The organism is Hymenobacter caeli (assembly GCF_013294115.1).
Classification (GTDB): Bacteria; Bacteroidota; Bacteroidia; order Cytophagales; family Hymenobacteraceae; genus Hymenobacter; species Hymenobacter caeli.
This window is the reverse complement of record NZ_JABSNP010000011.1, coordinates 112,034-132,458: the sequence shown is the minus strand read 5'-3', so window position 1 is coordinate 132,458 and position 20,425 is coordinate 112,034. Positions and strand designations below refer to the sequence as shown.

The following is a 20,425-nucleotide window of genomic DNA, read 5'->3' as shown; positions in this document are numbered from 1 at the left end:
GAGATAGACTGCTCTTCTTAGCTAACTTGCAGTAACTAATCTGTACACTGATAAACTACTCCATTACACAACAGTAACACTTACGGACATCTGAAATAATCTAAAAATGATATTAACAGAGGAACAATCCCTTATGAGAACGAGTGCCGACAAATGTTTATTGGGCAAACAATTCGTGCAATCATTTATGGAGAATTAAAATACTTCATGAACGAAGAGGGAGACAACATTAATCCCGGGCCCTGCTACGAGACCAAATATCCAGATGTCGACACACTTGATCATTCCATATATTTCAAGACAGATAGAGAAACTATTTTTATTTATTGGGAAAGCACCTTTTGCAGCTATGGTGTAATCTCAAAATTAATTGATTTTACAGAAAACACAAACACCTATGAACAAAAGTGGGATGTTTCAGAAGAAACCAAATGGACTGATATTGTGGGACAAAAAATTGTCGATTTTAAGATAGATTGGAAGGAGACAGGGATTTTGGATCTCAATAGGAATTATCATTTTGTCACATTGTATCCTCAAATCTTTCAAATAAAATTTGGGAATGAAAAAATGATTTATATAACTGCCTCGGAACTAAAAAAAGGGGAAGATGAATACCATTCAATGATGGATAACCTTTTAGTTATCTCAAACATAAACACATTGATTAAATTAGAGTCTATTGAACGGATACAAATAGAAGAATCAAAAAATAGCTCCAACACCAACCCATCTAGTTCCTAATTTGAATTAGTATTGCAAACACATAACAGTGAGCAAAATGTAAAATAAATAATAAATCTCTGTTAGATTACTCATTTTTAATTATGAATATTCATATACTGATAACCACTGACCAAGATATACTAGGCGGCCAACCAGTATTTACCGGAACCAGGGTTCCGGTAGAGTCGCTGTTTGACCACCTGGAAGCTGGCGTTTCGCTGGATGATTTTTTTAGACGACTTCCCTACGGTAACTAAAGCGCAGGCGGCAGCAGTGCTGGAAACTGCTAATAAATTACTGATTTTTAAAAACGTCGCGCAACCAGCAACTATATGAAGCCCCTGCTTGATAAGTACCAAATTTATATAATTAAAATCGCACGAAATGGGATTTGGCTTTAATTTATTCTTTATATTTATATTACTACCACTGACAGTACTGCTCGTACTTGTTTGGGCTGGATCAGGTAAAATTATTTTTGGCAAAATACTTTTAGGTATTTGGGCAGGAATTATTAGCCTAGTATTATTTGTTGGAATGGTTAATTTTTTAGGTCCTAAACCGTATTTGGATAAAGACGATTTTTACGGTCAATATGTAATTGACCGGAATCAGTACCCAGGAAAACAAGCTGATTGGCAATACAAAAGCTTCAAATTTTAAATTAGGTCTGATAATTCAATAGTCTTTTATGTAATGGAAGAAAGCTTGACAACGAAGGTTTTTAGGGGCAGTTTCAGTACAGTAAAGCCAAATAGCTCTGAAGTTCCCGTTATGGATATGGAGCAGCCAACGCACCATATTCTAACTACTAATCCTACTGTATATCGCAGAAACGGAGGATTTTATTTGGTCTTCAACTCTCCCAAGTTCGGAAATGTGTTTTTCAAAAAAGGCAAGTGGAAACCACTGTATAAATAAAAAGGATTTCGGTTTACGACGCACTACCCCTTTCCTACTCCGCCTGGGCCCGCCCTAACACCCTAACGGTTCCATAACCTAGCAATAGGAACGCGCCGAATACCACCGTTACGCCCCAGGTGCGGGGGTAGGCGAAGGGGTGCAGCAGCCGGTCGAGGATGTCGTAGAAGAGGGTGAGCGGGTTGGCCAGGATGTCCCAGGAGTTGTAGCGCAGGTAGCGGCCCAGGTAGATGCCGAAGCTGCTGAGCAGCAGCGCCACCGTGGCGAAGGCCCAGCCGGCCAGGGGCCCCAGGCGCAGGCGCACCAGGGTTTGCATGTCGGCCAGCGAGGCGTAGGCCAGCATCAGGCCGTTCCAGGCGCAGGAGAGGATGAGGGCCAGGTCGAACCAGAGCGGGGCGTCGGGGCGCTCGTCGAGGTGGAAGAGGTCGGTGACGAGGTAGGGCGCATTAGGAAAAAACAGCAGCCACGCCGCCCCCACCGGCAGCAGCAGCCGCGCCCGCAGGGGCCCCCGGGCCAGCCCGAGCAGGGTACTCAGCGCGTAGGGGATGGCGGCCAGGAAGAGGTTCCAGGCCAGGAACAGGAACCGGATTTGGTGGGTGACCACCACCCGCCCGGCAATCAGAAACAGGCTCAGGCCCACCGACAGGGCCAGCACGAACAGCAGCGTAACCCGGGTGCGGGTGAAGGGCAAGGTGGGTTCCATGCCGGCGAAAGTACGGCCCGGGCCCCGGCGGTTGGCGCAGGGCTTCGGAGCCGCGGGCGCGGGCTTCGTTGCCTTCCGGGGGCTGCACGGCCCACCGGGGGGCCCGGGCCCTGCGTACTTTTGCGGGGCCACCCACCCCGCACTGTTCATCCCGCGCCGCTCATGCCCTTTGCTTCTACCCGCCGGTTCCGGTTGTTTTGCCTGCTGCTGGGGGCCCTGCCGCCGCTGGCCGCCGCGGCCCAAGCGCCGGCCGCGGGGCCCCCGGCCAAGGCCGGCGCGGCGAAGCCGGCGGCGAAAGCAGCGGCCAAGCCCGACGTGGCCAAGCCCGTCGGCAAAGCCGGCGCGAAGCCCACCCCGCCCGATGCCCGCTACCGCGCCGGCAAAGCCCTGCTCGACCAGGGCCAGTACGCCGCCGCGCTGGCCGCGCTGGAGCCCCTGGCCCAGCCCGCCGCCCGCTTCGCCCACGCCGCCGACGCCGCCTACCTGGCCGCCGTGGCCAACGCCCGCCTCCGGCAGTGGGCCGACGCCGAGCAGCTCCTCAACCTGCTGCGGGCCGAGTACCCCGCCTACCCCGCCCTGCCCGAAGCGCTGCTGCTGCAAGGCCAGGTGTCGCTGGAGCAGGGCGACTACGACACGGCCCTGAAAACGCTTGGGGCCATTCCGGCCGGGAAGCTGGACGCCGAGCGCGACGCGCTAAAGGCCGCCTACCTGCCCCGCCTCAACGAGCGGGCCACCTGGCAGCGCCTGCTGCGCCGCAGCCCCGACGATGCCGCCCTGGCCCGCGCCTACGCCGACCGCCTGGCCGCGCCCATCGGCTTCGGCACCGAGGCCGACCGGCCCCAGCTCGACGCGCTGATTGACAAGTTCCACCTCGACCGCGCCCGCTACGCCGGGGCCCTGGCCCCGCGCCCCGTGGCCCACGCCGCGGCCCACAAAACCAGCTACAACGTGGCCGTGCTGCTGCCCTTCGAGCTGGACGACCCGAGCTGGCAGAAGCTGCGCAAAAACCAGTTCGTGACCGACCTCTACGCCGGCCTGCGCCTGGCCCAGGACTCGCTGCAACGGGCCGGCCACCCGGTGCAGCTTTTCGCCTACGACACCGGGGCCGACACCCTGAAGCTGAAGCAGGTGCTGGCCCTGCCCGAGCTGGCCGGCATGGATTTGCTGATTGGGCCGGTGTACAAGGCGGGGGCCCGGCTGCTGGGCCGCTACGCCCAGGAGCACCAGATTGTGTGCGTGAACCCGCTCTCGCAGGACGGCGACCTGGTGCTCGACAACCCCTGGCACTTCCTCAACAGCCCCAGCGCGGCCACCCAGGGCCGGCTGGCGGCGCAGTTCGCGGCGGCGGCCTTCGGCATCGGCCGGCCGGCCGTGCTGCTGCACGAGGACGCCCGCGACGAAACCGCCTTCGCCGACACCTACCAGGCCACGTTCGAGGCGCTGGGCGGGAAGATTAGCGCCCGCCGCCGCTTCAACCCCGACGCGGACGAGAGCCTCGCCGCCGCCAGCACGGGCCTCGATTTGGCCGGGGCCGGCCACCTGGTGGTGGCCTCCGACAGCCGCAAGGCGGGCCCCTACTTCCTGGGCGTGCAGCGCAGCGCGCCGGCCGCCGCCCGGCCGCCGCTGCTGGCCTCGGGGGCCTGGCTCGACAACCCGCGCCTCGACCCCGGCCAGCTCAACGGGCCCGGCACGTACTTCGTGCAGCCCAAGTTCATCGACGAGGGAGCCCCGGGCTACCGGCGCTTCCGGCAGCTCTACTTGCAGCACCAGCACCTGCCGCCCAGCCCCTACGCGGGCCAGGGCTACGACCTGCTGCTGTTTTTTGGGGCCGCGCTGGCCCAGTTCGGCCCCGCGTTCCAGCCCCCCCTGGCCACCGAGGGGGCCGCGCCGGGGGCCGTGTTCCAGGGCTACGACTACCCCAACGGCTTCCGCGACAACCAGGTGGTGCCCATCACCCGGCTCGACGGGCTGGACGTGCGCGTGGTGAAGTGAGTTGTGAGTTGCGGGTTATGCGTTATGAGCTTTTCAATTCGTGCGTTGGCTTGTTATACTCATTGAAGGGTGAAATGCAGTAACGGCGTGGGGTGCGCGGCTTGCCCCTGCCCGCCGTTCGCCCCGTTTCCACGATTCCGTTCAACGACGGGCGGGGGCAAGCCCCGCACCCTACGCCGCAACGAATATGTGTAAACCCCAACTCATAACCCATAACTTCTAACTCCTAACTAAAATCCGTGCTTAACCAAACCACTTCCGATACCCTCTTCACCCAGGCGCAGGCCCTGATTCCCGGGGGCGTAAACTCGCCGGTGCGGGCCTTCCGCTCGGTGGGCGGCACGCCGGTGTTCATGCAGAGCGCCGCCGGGGCCTGGCTTACCGACGTGGACGGCAACCGCTACGTCGACTTCATCAATTCTTGGGGCCCCATGATTCTGGGCCACGCGCCGGCCGTGGTGCTCGACGCCGTGCGGGCCGCCCTGCCCCACTCGCTGAGCTTCGGGGCCCCCACGCGCCGCGAGAGCGAGCTGGCCGAACTCATCATCGAGATGGTGCCCAGCGTGGAGAAGGTGCGCCTCGTGAACTCTGGCACCGAGGCCTGCATGGCGGCCATCCGGGTGGCGCGGGGCTACACGGGGCGGGCCAAAATCCTCAAGTTCGAGGGCTGCTACCACGGCCACGCCGACGCCTTCCTCATCGCGGCGGGCTCGGGGGCCCTCACCCTGGGCACCCCCGATTCGGCCGGCGTGACCCACGGCGTGGCCCAGGACACGCTGACGGTGCCCTACAACGACCTGCCCGCCGTGGCCGCCGCCGTGGCCGCCAACCCCGGCCAAATCGCGGCCATCATTCTGGAGCCCGTGGTGGGCAACATGGGCCTGGTGGCCCCGCAGCAGGGCTTTTTGCAGGGGCTACGGGCCCTCTGCACCGCCCAGGGCATCGTGCTGATTTTTGACGAGGTGATGACCGGCTTTCGCCTCGCGCCCGGCGGGGCCCAGGAGCTGTTCGGCATCGCGCCGGACATGACCACGCTGGGCAAAATCATCGGCGGGGGCCTGCCCGTGGGGGCCTACGGCGGCCGCGCCGACATCATGAACCAGGTGGCCCCGGTGGGCAAGGTCTATCAGGCCGGCACGCTCTCGGGCAACCCGCTGGCCACTGCCGCCGGCCTGGCCCAGCTGCGCCACTTGCAAAACAACCCGGCCCTCTACGCCCAGCTGAACGCCACCACCACCCGCCTGGCCGACGGCACCCGCCAAATTGCCCAGGAGCTGGGCCTCAATTATACCGTGAACCAGGTGGGTTCGATGTTCAGCCTGTTCTTCACGTCCGGGCCCGTAAACCACCTCGAAGACGCCAAGCGCTGCGATTTGCCCGCCTTCGGCCGCTACTTCCACGCCATGCTGGCCCGCGGCATCTACCTGGCCCCCTCACAGTTCGAGGCCCTGTTCGTTTCCACCGCCATTTCCGACGAGTTGGTGGAAATGTACTTCCATGCCTGCCGCGAGTCGTTGGTCGAAGCCCACCGCGCCAAGTAACGCAGCGTTTAAAATTAAGTTTCGCGAAGTTTGTGGCCGCATCCCCGCTCTTCGCGAAACTTAATTTTAAACTCCGCGCCACTTCGCGCGCCGTTTTTTTATGCTGAAACTAAAACTCCTCGCGCTGCTGCTGCTGCTGGCCCGGCTGGCCCCGGCCCAAACCCCGGCCCAGGCCAACAAAGCGCTGTTCGACAAGACGGTGGACGAGCTGAACTTCCGCACTTTCGAGACGGTGTACGACAAGTCGTTCACCCGCGGCAAGTTCCCCGTCACGCTGCGCACCGCCGCCGCCCGCCGGCAGTTCGACCAGTTCGGCGCCAACGCTGCCCTCAAAAAGCTGTTTCTGAACTACAACGCCAGCGCCGAGCGCTACAAGGGCCGCTTCGGCACGGGGCCCGTGTCGCTGGCCGAGTTCGACAAGCAGCTCAACGGCATCCTGCGCGACCGCAACTTCGAGTTCTTCATCCACGGCCTGCCGCGCGACGAGCGGGTGGCCCTGGTGCGGGCCGAGGAGCGCCTCATCAAGCAGGCCAGCGCCCAATTCAACGCCGCCGGGGCCCCGGCCGATGCCGCCGCCGTGCCCGCCGACGCCGAGGCCCCCGTGGCCGCCCCCCTCACCACCAACGACGACGCCAGCGCCGCCACCCCGACCGAGCCGGCCGCCGCGCCCGCCCCGGCCGGCGACGACACCGCCGTGGCCACGCCCGAGCCCGCCGGCCCGGCCCCGCGCCACAACTGGCTCGACTACCTCACGTTCCTGCTCAGCCTCAGCAGCTTCCTGCTGCTGCTGCACCTGGTGCTCAACGTGCTGCCCGGCCTCCAGCGCCGCATCGACTACTTGACGCCCGAGGCCGACCCGGAGCCCGACGCCCCGGCCCGGCCCGCGCCGCGCAGCCTGCTCAGCCGCCTGCGCGACGCCCGCCCCAAGCCCCTGCGCGACGACCGCTACGCCGACGACGACGAGGAAGAAGCCCCCGGCCCCCCGCCGCCCCGGCCCGACTACGAATAACCAGGAATAACCAGCCCTTACCGCTTACCAACCAACCGCTTTCATTTTGATTCTGACCGACCAGCAAATCCTCGCCGAAATCGGAAAGGGCACCATCGTCATCGAACCCTACGACCCCGGCTGCCTCGGCACCAACTCCTACGACGTGCACTTGGGCCGCTACCTGGCCACTTACCGCGACGCGGTGCTGGACGCCCGCCGCCACAACGAAATCGACACCTTCGAGCTGGACGCCGCCGAAGGCTACGTGCTCCAACCGGGCCAGCTGTATTTGGGCGTGACGGCCGAATACACCGAAACCCACGCCACCGTGCCCTTCCTCGAAGGCAAGAGCAGCGTGGGCCGCCTGGGCATCGACATTCACGCCACGGCCGGCAAGGGCGACGTGGGCTTTTGCAACCACTGGACGCTGGAAATCAGCGTGTCGGTGCCCGTGCGCGTGTACCCGGGCATGCCCATTGGGCAGCTCATCTACTTCGCCGTGCAGGGCGACGTGGCCACCTTCTACAACCGCAAGCCCAGCGCCAAGTACAACCGCCGCAGCGACCGGCCCGTGGAGTCGATGATGTGGCAAAATACGTTTTAGCCCAACCAGCGGGCCGTTTTCGTCGTTAGAAAGAAACCGGGGAACGGGCGGGCATGGCCCGGTCCTTGCGCATGCAGTGGTCCCACGTATTCCTTTCCACGATGACTAACCGCCTTTCCCTCGCCGCGCTGGCCCTCGCCCTGGCCGCCGGTCCCGCCGCCCGGGCCCAGCAGCAGGCCGCGTCCCCGGGGGCCGCGCCGGCCCAAACTCCGCCCAGCCCCCGCCCCAACCCCGCCGCCGACCGCGCCGGGCACCTGAGCGACGTCATGGTGCGCGACCTGCGCCTCAACGGCTACCAGGCCGCCCGCCTGCGGGCCATCAACGCCGACAAAACCACCAAGCTAGAAGCCGCCGAGCGCACCAACGCCAAAAACGCGCCGGTCCTCGACCAGCAGCGCACCGGCATCTACCACGAGCGCGACCAGGAGCTGCAAGCCGTGCTCAGCACCGAACAGTACTCGAACTACTTCGACGCCCGCAACCGCTACAACAAGGCCGACCGCGACTACGCCAGCACCGCCAGCCAGGCCACCACCCAGGCTTTCATCAAATCGGTGCAAAACCCTGCCCCGGCCCGCGCCAACAACGCCACCATCGGCCCGGCCAACCCCAAAGCCACCACCCGCCCCGCCGGCAACCTGGGCCGCAACGCCCGCTAGCTTCTTTAAGCTGTTAGCCTTTTCTCGGTTTGCTAACTCAAATTAAACCTGCTTTAACGGCAGAAAAGCCCCGCTCGCGTATTGCCAGCGGGGCTTTTTGTCGTCTTATTGCAACGGGGCCCTAGCTCAGGCCCTGCTCCTGCTGGTCGAGGTACTCGGACAGCTCCTTGCAAAGGGCCCGGATTTTCTTGGCCATTTCCACGTCGTTGGTGGCCGAGACGATATTTTCGGCCATTGAGCCCATGTTGTCCACGCAGAAGCGCTTCATCTCGTCGGTGGGCATGTCCTTGGTCCAGAGGTCGATTTTCATCGTACCCACCTGCTCGCGGTCCCACACCGCAATATTGATGGCCTTGGCAAAGTGGATGTCGGGCCCCGCGTCGGTGGCCGACCAGCTGATGGCCTCGGGCACCTTCTTGTCGTCGAGGGCAATGCTAAAGCGGATTTCGGATTTTTTCATGGTTCAAAATATAAAGAGGCCCTCGTGCTGAACGCAGTGAAGCATCTCTCCTGCGGCAGTAATGAATTACTTGCGTGGGAGAGATGCTTCACTGCGTTCAGCACGAGGGCCTAATTGGTAAGCGCAATCAGTGAACAAAAAAATTAGACGTAGTTGTTGAGCATCACCGGCATCACCAGCATCAGGATGCTTTCGCTGTCGTCGGCGGCGGCGGGCATCAGCAGGCCGGCGCGGTTGGGGGTGCTCAGCTCCAGGGTAATTTCCTCGGAGTCGATGTTGGCAAGCATTTCGAGCAGGAAGCGGGCGTTGAAGCCGATTTCCATGTCCTCGCCGTCGTACTGGCAGGCCAGGCGCTCGTTGGCCTCGTTGCTGAAGTCGAGGTCTTCGGCCGAGACGGCCAGCTCGGAGCCGGCCAGGCGCAGGCGCACCTGGTGGGTGGTTTTGTTGGAGTAGATGCTGATGCGGCGCACCGAGTTCAGCAGCTCCTGGCGGTTGATGGTGAGCTTGTTGGGGTTGCTCACCGGAATTACGTTTTCGTAGTCGGGGTAGCGCTCGTCGATCAGGCGGCACACGAGGCGCATCTGGTTGAACGAGAAAAAGGCGTTGCTCTGGTTGAACTCGATGCGCACCGGGGCCGCCTCCGAAGGCAGCACGCCCTTGAGCAGGTTGAAGGCCTTGCGCGGGATGATGAGGTTGGCGGTTTGGCCGGCCCCCACGTCCTGGCGGCGGTAGCGCAGCAGGCGGTGGCCGTCGGTGGCCACGAAGGTGATTTGCGCGTCGGCCAGTTGCACCAGGATGCCGGTCATGGCCGGGCGCAGCTCGTCGGTGCTCACCGCGAAGATGGTTTTGTTGATGGCCCGGGCCAGCGACGACGACGGGATTTCGACCGGGGCCGAGCCCTTCACCACCGGCACGCGGGGGAAGTCGGCGGCGTTTTCGCCGGCCAGCTTGTAGCGCCCGTTGGCCGAGCCAATTTCAATGGTGTACGTTTCCTCGTCGATGGTGAAGGTGACGGGCTGGTCGGGCAGGTTCTTGAGGGTGTCGAGCAGGATGCGGGCGGGCGCGGCGATGCGGCCGGCGTCGCGGGCCTCCACGGGCAGCTCGGTGATCATGCTGGTTTCCAGGTCGGAAGCCGTAATCGTCAGCTTGCCGGCCTCAATCTCGAAGAGGAAATTCTCCAGGATGGGCACCACGGGGTTGTTGGTCACCACGCCGTTGATGCTCTGGAGCTGCTTGAGCAGCGCGGAAGACGAGACGATGAATTTCATAAGGCGGCAAGGCTAGGGTTGGGGGACGGCAAAGATACGCGGCCGCCCCGGGCTTTGTAAAGCCGCCCGTGCTATCTTTGGTACAGGCTGCGGGCTGGTTTCGTTTCCAGCCCCGGTGCCCGTAGCCTGCTTTTTTGGACATCATGAGCAAAGAAACCCTGCTAGCCGCCGCCGACCAATTACCCGACCACTTTGAGTTGGACGAGCTAATTGACCGTTTATTACTGATTCAGAGAATCGAAAAGGGCCGGGAGCAGAGCCGCAACAACCAAACCTACTCCCAGGAAGAAGTAAAGCAGCTGGTGAAAACATGGTCCAAATAAGATGGACCAACGCGGCGCTGGCCGACCTGGCCGAAGTACGGGACTATGCGCTGCAATTTTCGGCTCGCTACGCGGAGCAATTGATTGAGCGGTTGATTGAACGCACGGACACCCTGGCAGAATTTCCGCGCCTGGGCCGCGTCGTACCCGAATACGGCAACGCTGCGGTGCGCGAATTGCTGGACGGACGGTACCGCTTGATGTACGAAATTATCAATACCGAGCGGGTGGACATCATCCACATTCACCCCACCGCAAAACCCTTCTTACCGAACCAGGAGTAATGGTTCCGTCACCAAACAACCCGGACTAAACAACGCCGGGCCCCTACCGCCCCCGCGCCAGTTCCAGCATCTGGCGCAGCAGCAGCTGCTGTTCCAGCAGGTGCTGGTTGCGCAGCTCGGCCAGGGCCAGCTGGTGCAGCAGGTGCTGGGTTTGCAGCGCCGCCCCGATGGCCCCGTCGGCGGCGGGCGCGGCGGCGGGCAACGCGAGCGGAGCGGCCGGGGCTGCGGGAGCCGGCGGCGGAACGCTGGCCACGGGCGCGGCCGGCGCGGGTTCGGTGGCGGTAGCGCCAAAGAGCGGCGTGTCCGACGGCGCTCTTTTCAAAGCCACGGCGGGCGCAGCGGTTACTGGGGCGGCCAGGAATGGGGCGGCCTTGGGAACCCCGGTGCGCAGCATGGGGCCCTGGCCTTCCATCAGCCAATCCTTCGACACATTTGGGTAAACCTCAAAAACCTTGCAGAGCAAGTCGTAGCCCGGCTTATTACGGCCATCGATAAGGTGTTGCACTACGCTGGCCGTTTTCCCCAGCGACTGCGCAAAGGCGTTCTTGGTCAGGCCAATTTCTTGGATGAGTTCGGCGAAACGCAAGTTGACGGGGGCCAGCATGAAAATTTGCACAAATGAGAAGTTTTGCAAATGTATAAAAGCGCGGCGCGTCTATTTGCTTTTGGTTAACGCTGCGGCTTTGGCTAGGGGCACCAGCAAGCCCCGGGGGCGCAGGCGGGCGTAGGGAAAAGTGTAAGTAGGGTCAGGCAAAAAGGGAAAGTCGAAGCGTCCCATATCCACTGCATGGAAAAGCAGCAGCGCATGGGGTCGCAGCGCAAAATCGAGCAGTTTAAAGCGAGTTCCGGATTCATCAGCCGCCGTGTCTCCAGGCGCAACAGGAGTAGTGGGGGTAATCCAATCGGACAGACCGTACAGGTCAGCCACGTGCGCAACTATGGACGAGTCGCCGTAGGTCTCGGCTACTTTGGCCAACTCGTCTTTCAGGCGGCGGTCCACGGCCCAGCCCAGCCGGCGGTCCAGTTGGGCAGGCGGGTCGGCTACCACATCGGCCAACGTCAGGACGCGGCCGGTGCGCAGGTCGAAGGTGAGGTGCCAGTCTTGGGCGGGCCATTCGAGGCCGTTATAGTCCTTATGAAACTCAAACGACAACAGGTAGCCCTGGTTCAGCAGCACTTTATAACTGGTACCAGAATAGCCCATGCCGCTGGCCATCCACTGGTGGTTTTCCTGGTCGTAGCAGCACGCCAGCGCGGCTTGGCGCAATTGCCGGTGGGCACTGGCAGTAGAGTCCACCGTTTCTTCCACCAAGTGCCGAAGCAGTACGCGGTTGATGCGCCGGGCCACAGCGGCGTCCGCCAGCTTCACCTGCGGCACAGTGAAACTTGCCTCGGTAACACTGTACACCTGCGCCCGGCCACCTGGCGCGGACTGGGCCCGCGCCGGGGCCCTAGCCAGTACCAATCCCACGAAAATCCCAAACCCGCAAACCGACCGGGCGGAACCCCAAAAAATCCGTTTCATCCGCTGGAAATCCATCAAATCAGCGGTCTTATTCGTAGCGCAGGCTTTCGATGGGGTCCAGGGCCGCCGCTTTGCCGGCTGGGTACGAGCCCGAGAGCAGGCCCACGCTGACGCAGATGGCCAGGCCCACCAGCATCCAGAACCAGGGCACGTAGAACGAGCCGCTGCCGATGAGCGCGGCCACGCCGTTGCCGCCGAGCACGCCCAGCAAGATGCCCAGGGCCCCGCCGAGCACGCAAATCACGATGGCCTCGATGAGAAACTGCTGCCGGATTTGCACCGCCGTGGCCCCCAGGGCCTTACGGACGCCGATTTCGCGGGTGCGCTCCGTGACGGACACCAGCATGATGTTCATCAAGGCAATGCTGGCCCCGAGCAGGGTGATGAAGGCGATGATGCCGCCCCCGACGCGCATTTTGCCCGACAAGTCGTCGAGCTTGTTGGAGAGCGAGTCGCTGCTTTCGATTTCGAACGAGTCGGGCTGGCCCAGGCGGTCGTGGCGCACGTTGCGCATGGTGCCGGTGGCCTGGTCGAGCAGGTAGGGCAGCAGGGCGGGGCGGGGGCTGGCGGTTTTCAGGGCGTAGGTGAGGGCCCCGGAGCGGGGCAGCTGGTTGCCGGTTTCGAGCGGCAGCAGGGCCAGGCGGTCGGCCCCGCCCCCGCCCATCGAGGAGCCGCTGGGGGCCAGCAGGCCCACAATCTGGAAGCGCCGGCCCAGGGCCGTGACGTACTGCCCCACCGGGGTTTGGCGCGGGAACAGCTTCGAGCGGATTTCGTCGCCCACGATGACCACGTTGGCCCCGCGCGTCAGCTCGCCCTGCGAGAAGCTGCGGCCCTGGGCCAGGTTGTAGCCCTGGATGCGCAGGTAGTTTTCGTCGCCGGCCACCACCTGCATGTTGGGGTTGGTTTTCACGCCCCGGGCCTTGATTTCGGCGGCCCCCGTGATGGCCGCCGACACGCCCACCTCGGCCTCGCCGCCCATCAGGGCCTTGTACTGGCGGGCCTGGAGCAGCGTGAGGGCCGGGTACTGCTTGCCCTGCACGCCGCCGCGCCGGAAGCGGTTGGTGTAGCCCTTGGCCGAAATCTCGAACGAGTTGCTGCCCAGGCTGGCGAAGGTCTCGTTCAGCGAGTTCTTCATGGCGTCGATGCTGGTGAGGATGCCCACCAGGGCAAACAGCCCGATGCTGACGATGAGGGCCGTGAGCACGGTGCGCAGCAGGTTGCTGCGGATGGAGCGGAAGGCTTCGCGGATGTTTTCGAGCAGGTTCATGGCGGCGGCGGGTTTGGGCGGCGGGGCCCCGGCGGGGGCCCGGGCCGCGCCAAAGTTCGGCGGCCCGCGCCTAACTTGAACCACCGCGGCGGACGCCTCGTTGCGGCAACGTCTTTTGACACTGCTTACAACATCGTACTAGACCGTCATGCTGAGCGCAGCCGAAGCATCTCTCCCGCTGACTAACCCTGATTACTGCCGCGGTAGAGATGCTTCGGCTGCGCGGACGCCAGATGAGCATGACGTTATAATCTAAGTGTTTCGTAACTAAGGCTTCCATCCCCCGAAAAACCTATGCTATTCAAGCGCCTTGCCCTTTCGCTGCTGCTGGCCGTGGCCGGCTTACTAGGGCCCCTGGCGGCCCGCGCCAACCACGTCCTTATTCCAATGGATAATACCCAGAAGGAAGCCCTTAAAGCCTACGGGGTGGCCTTCTGGCTGTTGCAGCGCGAAGTGCCCGTGGACTGGCTGCTGAACTACCGCGGCGGCTCGTTTGCCTTCGACGTGACGCCGGGGGCCGAAACCGAGCTGGCCGCCCGCGGCGTGAGCTACTCGGTCATCAGCGAGGCGCAGTACGGCGGCATTTTGGCCGAAATCGCCGATGCCAACGCCAACATGGACGTGATGAAGCTGGAGAAGGTACCCAAAATTGCGGTGTACACGCCCAAGGGCAAGCAGCCCTGGGACGACGCCGTGACGCTGGTGCTGGAGTACGCCGAAATTCCTTACGACAAGATTTACGACGACGAAATATTGAGCGGCGTGCTGCCCAAGTACGACTGGCTGCACCTGCACCACGAGGACTTCACCGGCGAGTACGGCAAGTTTTACGCCACATACCGCAACTACCCCTGGTACCAGCAGCAGGTGCGCGACGCCGAGGCCGCCGCCAAGCGCAACGGCTTCACTAAAGTGAGCCAGATGAAAGCCACGGTGGCCGTGAAGATGCAGGAATTTATTGCCGGGGGCGGCTTTTTGTTCGCCATGTGCTCGGCCACCGACAGCTACGACATTGCCCTGGCCGGCCTGGGCGTGGACATGGTGGAGAGCATGTACGACGGCGACCCCGCCGACCCCAACGCCCAGAGCAAGCTCAACTTCAACCGCTGCCTGGCCTTCCAGAACTTCCAGCTCGTGCGCGACCCCTACCAGTACGAGTACTCCAACATCGACATGCAGCCCTACGAGCGGGGCCTGGGCGAGCAGAACGACTACTTTCAGCTCTTCACCTTCTCGGCCAAGTACGACCCCGTGCCCACCATGCTCACCCAGGACTACGAGAAGGTCATCAAGGGCTTCATGGGCCAGACCACGGCCTTCCGCAAGAGCCTCATCAAGCCCGACGTGGTGATAATGGGCGACACCAAGCAGACCGGCGAGGCCCGCTACCTGCACGGCACCCTGGGCAAGGGCACCTGGACGTTCTACGGCGGCCACGACCCCGAGGACTACCAGCACCTGGTGGGCGAAGAGCCCACCGACCTGGCCCTGCACCCCAACTCGCCCGGCTACCGCCTGATTTTGAACAACGTGCTGTTTCCGGCCGCTAAAAAGAAGAAGCAGAAAACCTAACCGCGCTACGGGGCCCGTGCAACCGTTGGGGCCCCGCCGGGCTCTTCGGTTCGGGGCGGTGGTTTTCCCGCCTTCCCCGTCGAACGTCTTCCCCGTCAAACATGAAAAACGTTACCTGCGCCTGGCTTCTGCTGCTTTTGCTGGCCTTTGGCGGCTGCCAGAAAGCCACCCCCGACCCGGCAGAGCCGGAAGATGCCTACCCGTTCGTGGCCGGCGATTTGCTGGTGGGCATCAAGGTGGGCGTGCCCATTGAGCAGGTTTTTCAGCTCGCCAACGCGCAGCAATTTGTCATCAACCAGATGAATGGGTTTGACTACGTATCGGCCCTGCCAAAGGACAGCCTGGCCTACGTGCAACGGGTGGTGCGGGCCAAGCCCTACTTCAACCAGCGCGGGTTCACGCCCTACACTTATTTGAGCGCAGTGGATGGGTCTTTGCGCGAAGCCAGTACCTTCTTTAGCATGGACCTGGCCAGCCAGCAGGATTGGCTGGCCACCGTGCCCCAGCTGCGGCTAACGGCTGGTACGGGCGACTACCGGAACGTGCAGCTAAAAGTACCGGCGGGCCAGGAGAAGTTTTGGCGGGCCGAGCTGCGCAAAAACCCGGTCGTGAAGTGGACGGAGCTGAACACCATCGGCGGTGTAAAGCTGTATTAGGGCCCCGGCGGGGCGTAAAAGTTGGAATTTCGTCATCCGGGCGGGCATTTCGCCGGTTATGCTGACCTTGCAACTCTATCGATGACCTTACCCCCGCCACATGCTGCCCCCTGCCCCCAACTACGGCTTCTCTGCCCTCAACCACGACCCGCACCTGGCCAACCCCCTGCCCCGCTCGGTGGTGCGCGACAACAACTACCTGCTGCTCGACGGCGTATGGAATTTTACGGTTGACTACCAGGACGTTGGCCTAAACGACGACTGGTGCCTGGGCCACACCTACGAGCGCACCGCCAGCTGGCCCGGCTCGGTGGAAGAGCACATGGCCGCCGCCAAGGACCAGAACCAGCCCGCCGCGTGGCACGACCAGGTGGTGGCCTGGTACGAGCGCGAGTTCGACCTGCCCGCCCGCGACGCCGACGACAAGCACTCGCTGTTCCAGCTCACGTTCGGGGCCTGCGGCTACGAAACCCGGGTGTGGCTGAACGGCCACCTGCTGCGCACCATCGAGGGCGAGGACGTGCACTACGGCGAGTACACCTCGTTCTCGTTCGAGCTGCGGCCCGGCCTGCTCCAGCCCGTCAACCGCCTCACGGTGCGCATCGCCGACACGATGGACGCCGAAACGCCGCGCGGCAAGCAGGAGTCGCACGTGTACAAGCGCGGCGGCATCTGGTACCAGACCCAGACCGGGGCCGTGCGCAGCGTGTGGGTGGAGATGGTGGAGCGCAACCGCCTGCGCTCGCGCGTGGGCGTGGACAGCATCATCGAGGACCGGCTGGTGCGCTTCAACCTCAGCACCCGCATCCAGGACCCGGGGCCCTACACGCTGCGCCTCCAAGTGTTCGGCAATGCCGACGAAGCGCCCGGCCCGCTGGCCACCGCCGACTTTCCGCTGCGGCTCGCCGCCGGGCAGCGCGAGCAGCGCGTGGTGGTGGAACTGCCCGGGGCCCGCTTATGGCAGCCCGGGGCCCCGCACCTCTACCGCCTCGTGGCCCAGCTCATCGACCAGAACGGCTACGCGGCCCAGATTGAGACCGATTTCGGCCTGCGCAAAATCGAGAGCCGCGGCAGCCGCGTGTACCTCAACAACGCGCCGGTGTACCTCGACGGCATCCTCTACCAGCCCGGCACCGCTACCTACGAGGAAATCCGCCGCCACTTCTACGCCATGCAGGCGCTGGGCTGCAACCTGGTGCGGGTGCACATCGCCGGCATCGACCCGCGCCTCTACGCCCTGGCCGACGAGCTGGGCCTGCTGCTGTGGGTGGAGGTGCCCAGCCCGCACAGCTCCACGCCCCGCAGCCGCCAGAACCACCGCTTCGAGCTGCTGCGCATGCTGGCCCTGATGCAATCGCACCCCTCGGTGGTCATCTGGAGCCTCTACAACGAGGACTGGGGCTGCCAGGACATTGCCACGAACCCCGAAACCCGGGCCTACATCGTGGAGATGTACCACTACATGCGAATCAACCACCCCCAGTTTTTGGTGGTGGACAACGACGGCTGGCACCACATCTCCGACCGGGGCCGCCTGAAATCGGACCTGCTCACGGCCCACCTCTACACCCCCGACCTGGGCCGCTGGCAGGAGCTGCTCGACCGCCTCGTGCACGGCGAACTGGAGGGCACCGCCGCCTTCCCGCTCGTGGTGGGCGACCCGTTCTTCTACCGCTGCCAGAAGCCGCTGATTGTGAGCGAGTGGGGCGGCTTCGGCTTCTCCGACTACGGGGGGCCCCAGGACGCCGAGGCCCGCACCAACAGCATCCGCGCCTTCAAGCACGAGCTGCGCCAGCGCTCCATCGCCGGCGACGTGTACACCCAGGCCACCAACATCGAGGACGAGCGCAACGGCCTCATCAACTTCCACACCGGGGCCCTGGAAGTGCCGGCCGGCGTGCTGGCCTCGCAAGTCGAGGTGCCGGTGATGCCCAGCAGCTAATAACCGGCGGGGCCGAACCCGTGGCCCCGCCCACGGGTTATCTTTGCACAGCGCCCCCAACGGGTGCCGCACCCAAGATGCCGATAACCGAAGAAGCCGTTTTTAAGGCCCTGAGCTACGTGGAGGAGCCCGACCTGGGCCAGGACCTGGTAACCCTCAAAATGATTGAGGACGTGCGCATTGACGGCCTCACCGTGGCCTTCACGGTGGTGCTCACCACGCCCGCCTGCCCCCTCAAGCAGCTCATCCACGACGCCTGCGAGCGGGCCATCCACACGATGGTGGACAAGGACGCCAACGTGGTGATTACCATGACCTCGCGCGTGACCACGCTGCGCAACAACAACGAGCTGCTGCCCGGCGTGAAAAACATCATCGCCATTGCCTCGGGAAAAGGCGGCGTGGGCAAAAGCACCGTCACGGCCAACCTGGCGGTGGCGCTGGCCGCCTCCGGGGCCAAGGTGGGGCTGATTGACGCCGACATTTCGGGCCCCAGCATGCCGCTGATGTTCGGGGTGGAAGACGCCAAGCCGCACGTGTTCCAGGGCCCCAACGGCAAGAACCTCATCCAGCCCATCGAGCGCTACGGCGTGAAGCTGATGAGCATCGGCTTCCTGGCCCCGGCCGAAAGCGCCATCGTGTGGCGGGGCCCCATGGCCTCGTCGGCCCTCAAGCAGTTCATCACCGAAGTGGAGTGGGGCGAGCTGGATTACCTGCTGCTCGACCTGCCGCCCGGCACCTCCGACATTCACCTCACGCTGGTGCAGTCGGTGCCCGTGACCGGGGCCGTGATTGTGACCACGCCGCAGCGCGTGGCCCTGGCCGACGCCCAGAAGGGCCTCCAGATGTTCCGCCAGCCCCAAATCAACGTGCCCGTGCTGGGCATCGTCGAAAACATGGCCTGGTTCACGCCGGCCGAGCTGCCCGAGAGCAAATACTATATCTTTGGGGAGAACGGCGGCCAGCGCCTGGCCCAACTGCACGACGTGCCCCTGCTGGGGCAGCTGCCGCTGGTGCAAAGCATCCGCGAAGACGGCGACCAGGGCCGCCCCGCCGTGCTCGACCCCGCATCGGCCGTCGGCCAGGCCTTTGCTAACTTAGCCGAAGCCGTGGCCCGCCAGGTGAGCATCCGCAACAACATCGCGCCCAAAACCACCGTGGTGGAAATGCAGCGCTAGCTAATTAATTATGAATTAAAAATTATGAGTTATGAATTGAAGCGCCCGTCGCCGGATGCCGTTACTGTTCATGATTTACGATTCATAATTCATAATTTACAATTCATAACCAAGAAGAAATGACCCCCGACCACCCCCTGCTGCCCCGCATCGAAGCCGCTCTGGACGACCTGCGCCCTTACCTGGCCACCGACGGCGGCAACGTGCGCGTGGCCAACATCACCGCCGACGGCGTGCTCCAGCTCGAATGGGAAGGGGCCTGCGGGGCCTGCCCCATGTCGCCGATGACCCGCGCCGGCCTCGAAGACACCGTGCGCAAAGCGGTGCCCGAAATCACGGCCGTAGAAGCCAAGTAACTGTCTTTTTAAAAGCGCCTTGCCCCGGGGCCGGGTTTCAGTTGTCGCACCGTCCGTGCCGCCGCTGAAACCCGGCCCCGGGGTATTCGTTTGTACGGCCTTACCCCTGTTGCATGTCCGCCAACGCCCTGAACGCCCCCGGCCTGCGTGCCTGGATTGATATTCCGTTCCAGCACGATTTCCCCATCCAGAACCTGCCGTTCGGCGTGTTCGAAACCGACGAGCGGGGCCCCCGCCTGGCCGTGGCCATCGGCGACTACGTGCTGGATTTGTACGTGCTGAGCCAGTTCGGCTTTTTCGACGACCTCACCGAGCTGGGCAACGCCCAGCCGCGGGTGTTCCGCCGCCGCTCGCTGAACGGCTTTTTGCGGCTGGGCCGGCCGGCCTGGCGGGCCGTGCGCCAGCGCGTGAGCGAGCTGCTGCGCCACGACAACGCCGACCTGCGCGACCACCCCGAAGCCGCCCGGGCCGCCCTGCTCCGCCAGCGCGACGTGCGCCTGCTGCGCCCCGTGAAACCCGCTAACTACACCGATTTCTACAGCAGCCTGGCCCACGCCGCCAACGTGGGCACTATGTTCCGGGGCCCCGAAAACGCCTTGCTGCCCAACTGGCGGCACCTGCCGGTGGCTTACCACGGCCGCGCCAGCAGCATCGTGGCCAGCGGCACGCCCATCCGGCGGCCCCAAGGCCAGCAGCTGGCCCCAGGCGCGGACGCGCCCACTTTCGGCCCCAGCCAGCAGCTCGATTTTGAGCTGGAAATGGCCTTCGTGGTGGGCACCGGCACGACCCTGGGCACCCCAGTGCCGATTGAGCAGGCCGAGGAGCACATCTTTGGTCTGTGCCTGTTCAACGACTGGAGCGCCCGCGACCTGCAAAGCTGGGAATACGTGCCACTGGGGCCCTTTCTGGGCAAGAGCTTCGCCAGCAGCCTGTCGCCCTGGGTCGTGACGCTCGACGCGCTGGAGCCTTTCCGCACCGCCGGCCCGGCGCAGGAGCCCGCGCCCCTGCCCTACCTGCAAGCCAGCGGCGACCACCACTTCGCCATCCAGCTCGAAGCCGCCCTCGCGCCCGCCGGGGGCCCCGAAACCGTGCTGGCCACTCCCAATTATCAGGGCCTGTACTGGAGCATGGCCCAGCAGCTGGCCCACCACACCTCCAACGGCTGCAACCTCGAAGTGGGCGACCTCTGCGCCTCGGGCACCATCTCGGGCCCCACGCCCGACACCTTCGGCTCGCTGCTGGAGCTGGCCTGGCGCGGCACCCAGCCCGTGCCCCTGGCCGACGGCAGCACCCGCGCCTTCCTGCTCGACGGCGACACGGTGACCCTGCGGGCTTACGCTGAGAAAGACGGCGTGCGCATTGGCTTCGGCGAGGTAAGCGGCACCATTTTGAGTTATGAGTTTTGAGTTATGAGTTTGTAGAACGTCAACTCATAACCCATAACTAATTTGGCGGTG

Annotated in this window: 22 protein-coding genes; 16 read left to right on the top strand and 6 right to left on the bottom strand. The window is 63.3% G+C overall.

Annotated features, from left to right (window positions below; genetic code table 11):
• The first annotated feature begins 207 nt into the window (after nucleotides 1-207).
• The 3 genes from HNP98_RS12995 to HNP98_RS21565 all read left to right on the top strand — a co-directional run bounded on the left by HNP98_RS12995 (nucleotide 208) and on the right by HNP98_RS21565 (nucleotide 1,389).
• Nucleotides 208-744, top strand: coding sequence for a hypothetical protein (locus HNP98_RS12995; RefSeq protein ID WP_173810497.1), 537 nt, complete (start codon nucleotides 208-210; stop codon nucleotides 742-744).
• An 83-nt stretch (nucleotides 745-827) separates the two neighbouring features.
• The gene (locus tag HNP98_RS12990; protein WP_246275123.1) at nucleotides 828-983 is read left to right on the top strand and encodes a DUF433 domain-containing protein; all 156 of its coding nucleotides are present in this window, start codon (nucleotides 828-830) and stop codon (nucleotides 981-983) included.
• A 127-nt stretch (nucleotides 984-1,110) separates the two neighbouring features.
• A complete protein-coding gene (locus tag HNP98_RS21565; protein WP_217425759.1) occupies nucleotides 1,111-1,389 on the top strand; it encodes a hypothetical protein in 279 nt (92 codons plus the stop codon).
• Nucleotides 1,390-1,681: 292 nt separating this feature from the next.
• Here the strand turns inward: HNP98_RS21565 and HNP98_RS12980 are convergent, their stop codons facing one another.
• Nucleotides 1,682-2,350: a DUF1361 domain-containing protein gene (locus HNP98_RS12980; RefSeq protein WP_173810496.1), complete on the bottom strand. Its 669-nt coding sequence runs from the start codon at nucleotides 2,348-2,350 to the stop codon at nucleotides 1,682-1,684.
• 162 nt (nucleotides 2,351-2,512) lie between these two features.
• Here HNP98_RS12980 and HNP98_RS12975 point away from each other — a divergent pair, with 162 nt between their 5' ends.
• The 5 genes from HNP98_RS12975 (at nucleotide 2,513) to HNP98_RS12955 (ending at nucleotide 8,137) form a co-directional block, all read left to right on the top strand.
• A complete protein-coding gene (locus HNP98_RS12975; RefSeq protein ID WP_173810495.1) occupies nucleotides 2,513-4,342 on the top strand; it encodes a tetratricopeptide repeat protein in 1,830 nt (609 codons plus the stop codon).
• Nucleotides 4,343-4,581: 239 nt separating this feature from the next.
• Entirely contained in the window at nucleotides 4,582-5,883 is a 1,302-nt protein-coding gene (gene hemL, locus HNP98_RS12970) for a glutamate-1-semialdehyde 2,1-aminomutase (RefSeq protein WP_173810494.1), read from the top strand.
• Between the two features lie 100 nt (nucleotides 5,884-5,983).
• Nucleotides 5,984-6,892, top strand: coding sequence for a hypothetical protein (locus HNP98_RS12965; RefSeq protein ID WP_173810493.1), 909 nt, complete (start codon nucleotides 5,984-5,986; stop codon nucleotides 6,890-6,892).
• Nucleotides 6,893-6,938: 46 nt separating this feature from the next.
• Entirely contained in the window at nucleotides 6,939-7,478 is a 540-nt protein-coding gene (gene dcd / locus HNP98_RS12960; RefSeq protein WP_173810492.1) for a dCTP deaminase, read from the top strand.
• A gap of 101 nt (nucleotides 7,479-7,579) precedes the next feature.
• Nucleotides 7,580-8,137 carry a hypothetical protein gene (locus HNP98_RS12955; RefSeq protein ID WP_173810491.1) on the top strand — a complete coding sequence of 186 codons (558 nt, stop codon included), beginning with the start codon at nucleotides 7,580-7,582 and terminating at the stop codon, nucleotides 8,135-8,137.
• 121 nt (nucleotides 8,138-8,258) lie between these two features.
• Here HNP98_RS12955 and gldC read toward each other — a convergent pair whose 3' ends face one another.
• Nucleotides 8,259-8,597, bottom strand: a complete 339-nt coding sequence (gene gldC / locus HNP98_RS12950) for a gliding motility protein GldC (RefSeq protein ID WP_173810490.1) — start codon at nucleotides 8,595-8,597, stop codon at nucleotides 8,259-8,261.
• Nucleotides 8,598-8,740: 143 nt separating this feature from the next.
• The gene (gene dnaN / locus HNP98_RS12945) at nucleotides 8,741-9,865 is read right to left on the bottom strand and encodes a DNA polymerase III subunit beta (RefSeq protein WP_173810489.1); all 1,125 of its coding nucleotides are present in this window, start codon (nucleotides 9,863-9,865) and stop codon (nucleotides 8,741-8,743) included.
• 143 nt (nucleotides 9,866-10,008) lie between these two features.
• On the opposite strand from dnaN, the gene HNP98_RS12940 reads away from it, so the two are divergent.
• A complete protein-coding gene (locus HNP98_RS12940; RefSeq protein ID WP_173810488.1) occupies nucleotides 10,009-10,188 on the top strand; it encodes a hypothetical protein in 180 nt (59 codons plus the stop codon).
• Entirely contained in the window at nucleotides 10,176-10,472 is a 297-nt protein-coding gene (locus HNP98_RS12935; RefSeq protein WP_173810487.1) for a type II toxin-antitoxin system RelE/ParE family toxin, read from the top strand. The genes HNP98_RS12940 and HNP98_RS12935 overlap by 13 nt, the downstream gene beginning before the upstream one ends.
• A 43-nt stretch (nucleotides 10,473-10,515) precedes the next feature.
• On the opposite strand, the gene HNP98_RS12930 is transcribed toward HNP98_RS12935, so the two are convergent.
• The 3 genes from HNP98_RS12930 to HNP98_RS12920 all read right to left on the bottom strand — a co-directional run bounded on the left by HNP98_RS12930 (nucleotide 10,516) and on the right by HNP98_RS12920 (nucleotide 13,264).
• Nucleotides 10,516-11,088, bottom strand: coding sequence for a helix-turn-helix transcriptional regulator (locus HNP98_RS12930; protein WP_173810486.1), 573 nt, complete (start codon nucleotides 11,086-11,088; stop codon nucleotides 10,516-10,518).
• 39 nt (nucleotides 11,089-11,127) lie between these two features.
• Entirely contained in the window at nucleotides 11,128-11,943 is an 816-nt protein-coding gene (locus tag HNP98_RS12925) for a hypothetical protein (protein WP_173810485.1), read from the bottom strand.
• Nucleotides 11,944-12,025: 82 nt separating this feature from the next.
• Nucleotides 12,026-13,264, bottom strand: coding sequence for an ABC transporter permease (locus HNP98_RS12920; RefSeq protein WP_173810484.1), 1,239 nt, complete (start codon nucleotides 13,262-13,264; stop codon nucleotides 12,026-12,028).
• A 294-nt stretch (nucleotides 13,265-13,558) separates the two neighbouring features.
• Between HNP98_RS12920 and HNP98_RS12915 the strand changes: the two genes are divergently transcribed.
• The 6 genes from HNP98_RS12915 to fahA all read left to right on the top strand — a co-directional run bounded on the left by HNP98_RS12915 (nucleotide 13,559) and on the right by fahA (nucleotide 20,374).
• Complete coding sequence (locus HNP98_RS12915) at nucleotides 13,559-14,836, top strand: asparagine synthetase B (protein ID WP_173810483.1); 1,278 nt, start codon at nucleotides 13,559-13,561, stop codon at nucleotides 14,834-14,836.
• Between the two features lie 101 nt (nucleotides 14,837-14,937).
• A complete protein-coding gene (locus HNP98_RS12910) occupies nucleotides 14,938-15,492 on the top strand; it encodes a hypothetical protein (protein ID WP_173810482.1) in 555 nt (184 codons plus the stop codon).
• A gap of 100 nt (nucleotides 15,493-15,592) precedes the next feature.
• Entirely contained in the window at nucleotides 15,593-17,434 is a 1,842-nt protein-coding gene (locus HNP98_RS12905; RefSeq protein WP_173810481.1) for a glycoside hydrolase family 2 protein, read from the top strand.
• Nucleotides 17,435-17,511: 77 nt separating this feature from the next.
• Nucleotides 17,512-18,612, top strand: coding sequence for an Mrp/NBP35 family ATP-binding protein (locus tag HNP98_RS12900; RefSeq protein ID WP_173810480.1), 1,101 nt, complete (start codon nucleotides 17,512-17,514; stop codon nucleotides 18,610-18,612).
• 119 nt (nucleotides 18,613-18,731) lie between these two features.
• Entirely contained in the window at nucleotides 18,732-18,968 is a 237-nt protein-coding gene (locus tag HNP98_RS12895; protein ID WP_173810479.1) for a NifU family protein, read from the top strand.
• Nucleotides 18,969-19,081: 113 nt separating this feature from the next.
• A complete protein-coding gene (gene fahA / locus HNP98_RS12890) occupies nucleotides 19,082-20,374 on the top strand; it encodes a fumarylacetoacetase (RefSeq protein ID WP_173810478.1) in 1,293 nt (430 codons plus the stop codon).
• Nucleotides 20,375-20,425: the final 51 nt, after the last annotated feature.

What these genes read in the sequence shown, in the direction of transcription:
- HNP98_RS12910 (WP_173810482.1), top strand. Translation starts at nt 14,938, where the DNA reads ATGAAAAACGTTACCTGCGCCTGGCTTCTGCTGCTTTTGCTGGCCTTT.
- HNP98_RS12905 (WP_173810481.1), top strand. Translation starts at nt 15,593, where the DNA reads ATGCTGCCCCCTGCCCCCAACTACGGCTTCTCTGCCCTCAACCACGAC.
- fahA (WP_173810478.1), top strand. Translation starts at nt 19,082, where the DNA reads ATGTCCGCCAACGCCCTGAACGCCCCCGGCCTGCGTGCCTGGATTGAT.
- HNP98_RS12995 (WP_173810497.1), top strand. Translation starts at nt 208, where the DNA reads ATGAACGAAGAGGGAGACAACATTAATCCCGGGCCCTGCTACGAGACC.
- HNP98_RS12900 (WP_173810480.1), top strand. Translation starts at nt 17,512, where the DNA reads ATGCCGATAACCGAAGAAGCCGTTTTTAAGGCCCTGAGCTACGTGGAG.
- HNP98_RS21565 (WP_217425759.1), top strand. Translation starts at nt 1,111, where the DNA reads ATGGGATTTGGCTTTAATTTATTCTTTATATTTATATTACTACCACTG.
- dnaN (WP_173810489.1), bottom strand. Translation starts at nt 9,865, where the DNA reads ATGAAATTCATCGTCTCGTCTTCCGCGCTGCTCAAGCAGCTCCAGAGC.
- HNP98_RS12895 (WP_173810479.1), top strand. Translation starts at nt 18,732, where the DNA reads ATGACCCCCGACCACCCCCTGCTGCCCCGCATCGAAGCCGCTCTGGAC.
- HNP98_RS12940 (WP_173810488.1), top strand. Translation starts at nt 10,009, where the DNA reads ATGAGCAAAGAAACCCTGCTAGCCGCCGCCGACCAATTACCCGACCAC.
- HNP98_RS12990 (WP_246275123.1), top strand. Translation starts at nt 828, where the DNA reads ATGAATATTCATATACTGATAACCACTGACCAAGATATACTAGGCGGC.
- HNP98_RS12980 (WP_173810496.1), bottom strand. Translation starts at nt 2,350, where the DNA reads ATGGAACCCACCTTGCCCTTCACCCGCACCCGGGTTACGCTGCTGTTC.
- HNP98_RS12975 (WP_173810495.1), top strand. Translation starts at nt 2,513, where the DNA reads ATGCCCTTTGCTTCTACCCGCCGGTTCCGGTTGTTTTGCCTGCTGCTG.
- HNP98_RS12915 (WP_173810483.1), top strand. Translation starts at nt 13,559, where the DNA reads ATGCTATTCAAGCGCCTTGCCCTTTCGCTGCTGCTGGCCGTGGCCGGC.
- HNP98_RS12935 (WP_173810487.1), top strand. Translation starts at nt 10,176, where the DNA reads ATGGTCCAAATAAGATGGACCAACGCGGCGCTGGCCGACCTGGCCGAA.
- HNP98_RS12920 (WP_173810484.1), bottom strand. Translation starts at nt 13,264, where the DNA reads ATGAACCTGCTCGAAAACATCCGCGAAGCCTTCCGCTCCATCCGCAGC.
- gldC (WP_173810490.1), bottom strand. Translation starts at nt 8,597, where the DNA reads ATGAAAAAATCCGAAATCCGCTTTAGCATTGCCCTCGACGACAAGAAG.
- HNP98_RS12965 (WP_173810493.1), top strand. Translation starts at nt 5,984, where the DNA reads ATGCTGAAACTAAAACTCCTCGCGCTGCTGCTGCTGCTGGCCCGGCTG.
- HNP98_RS12955 (WP_173810491.1), top strand. Translation starts at nt 7,580, where the DNA reads ATGACTAACCGCCTTTCCCTCGCCGCGCTGGCCCTCGCCCTGGCCGCC.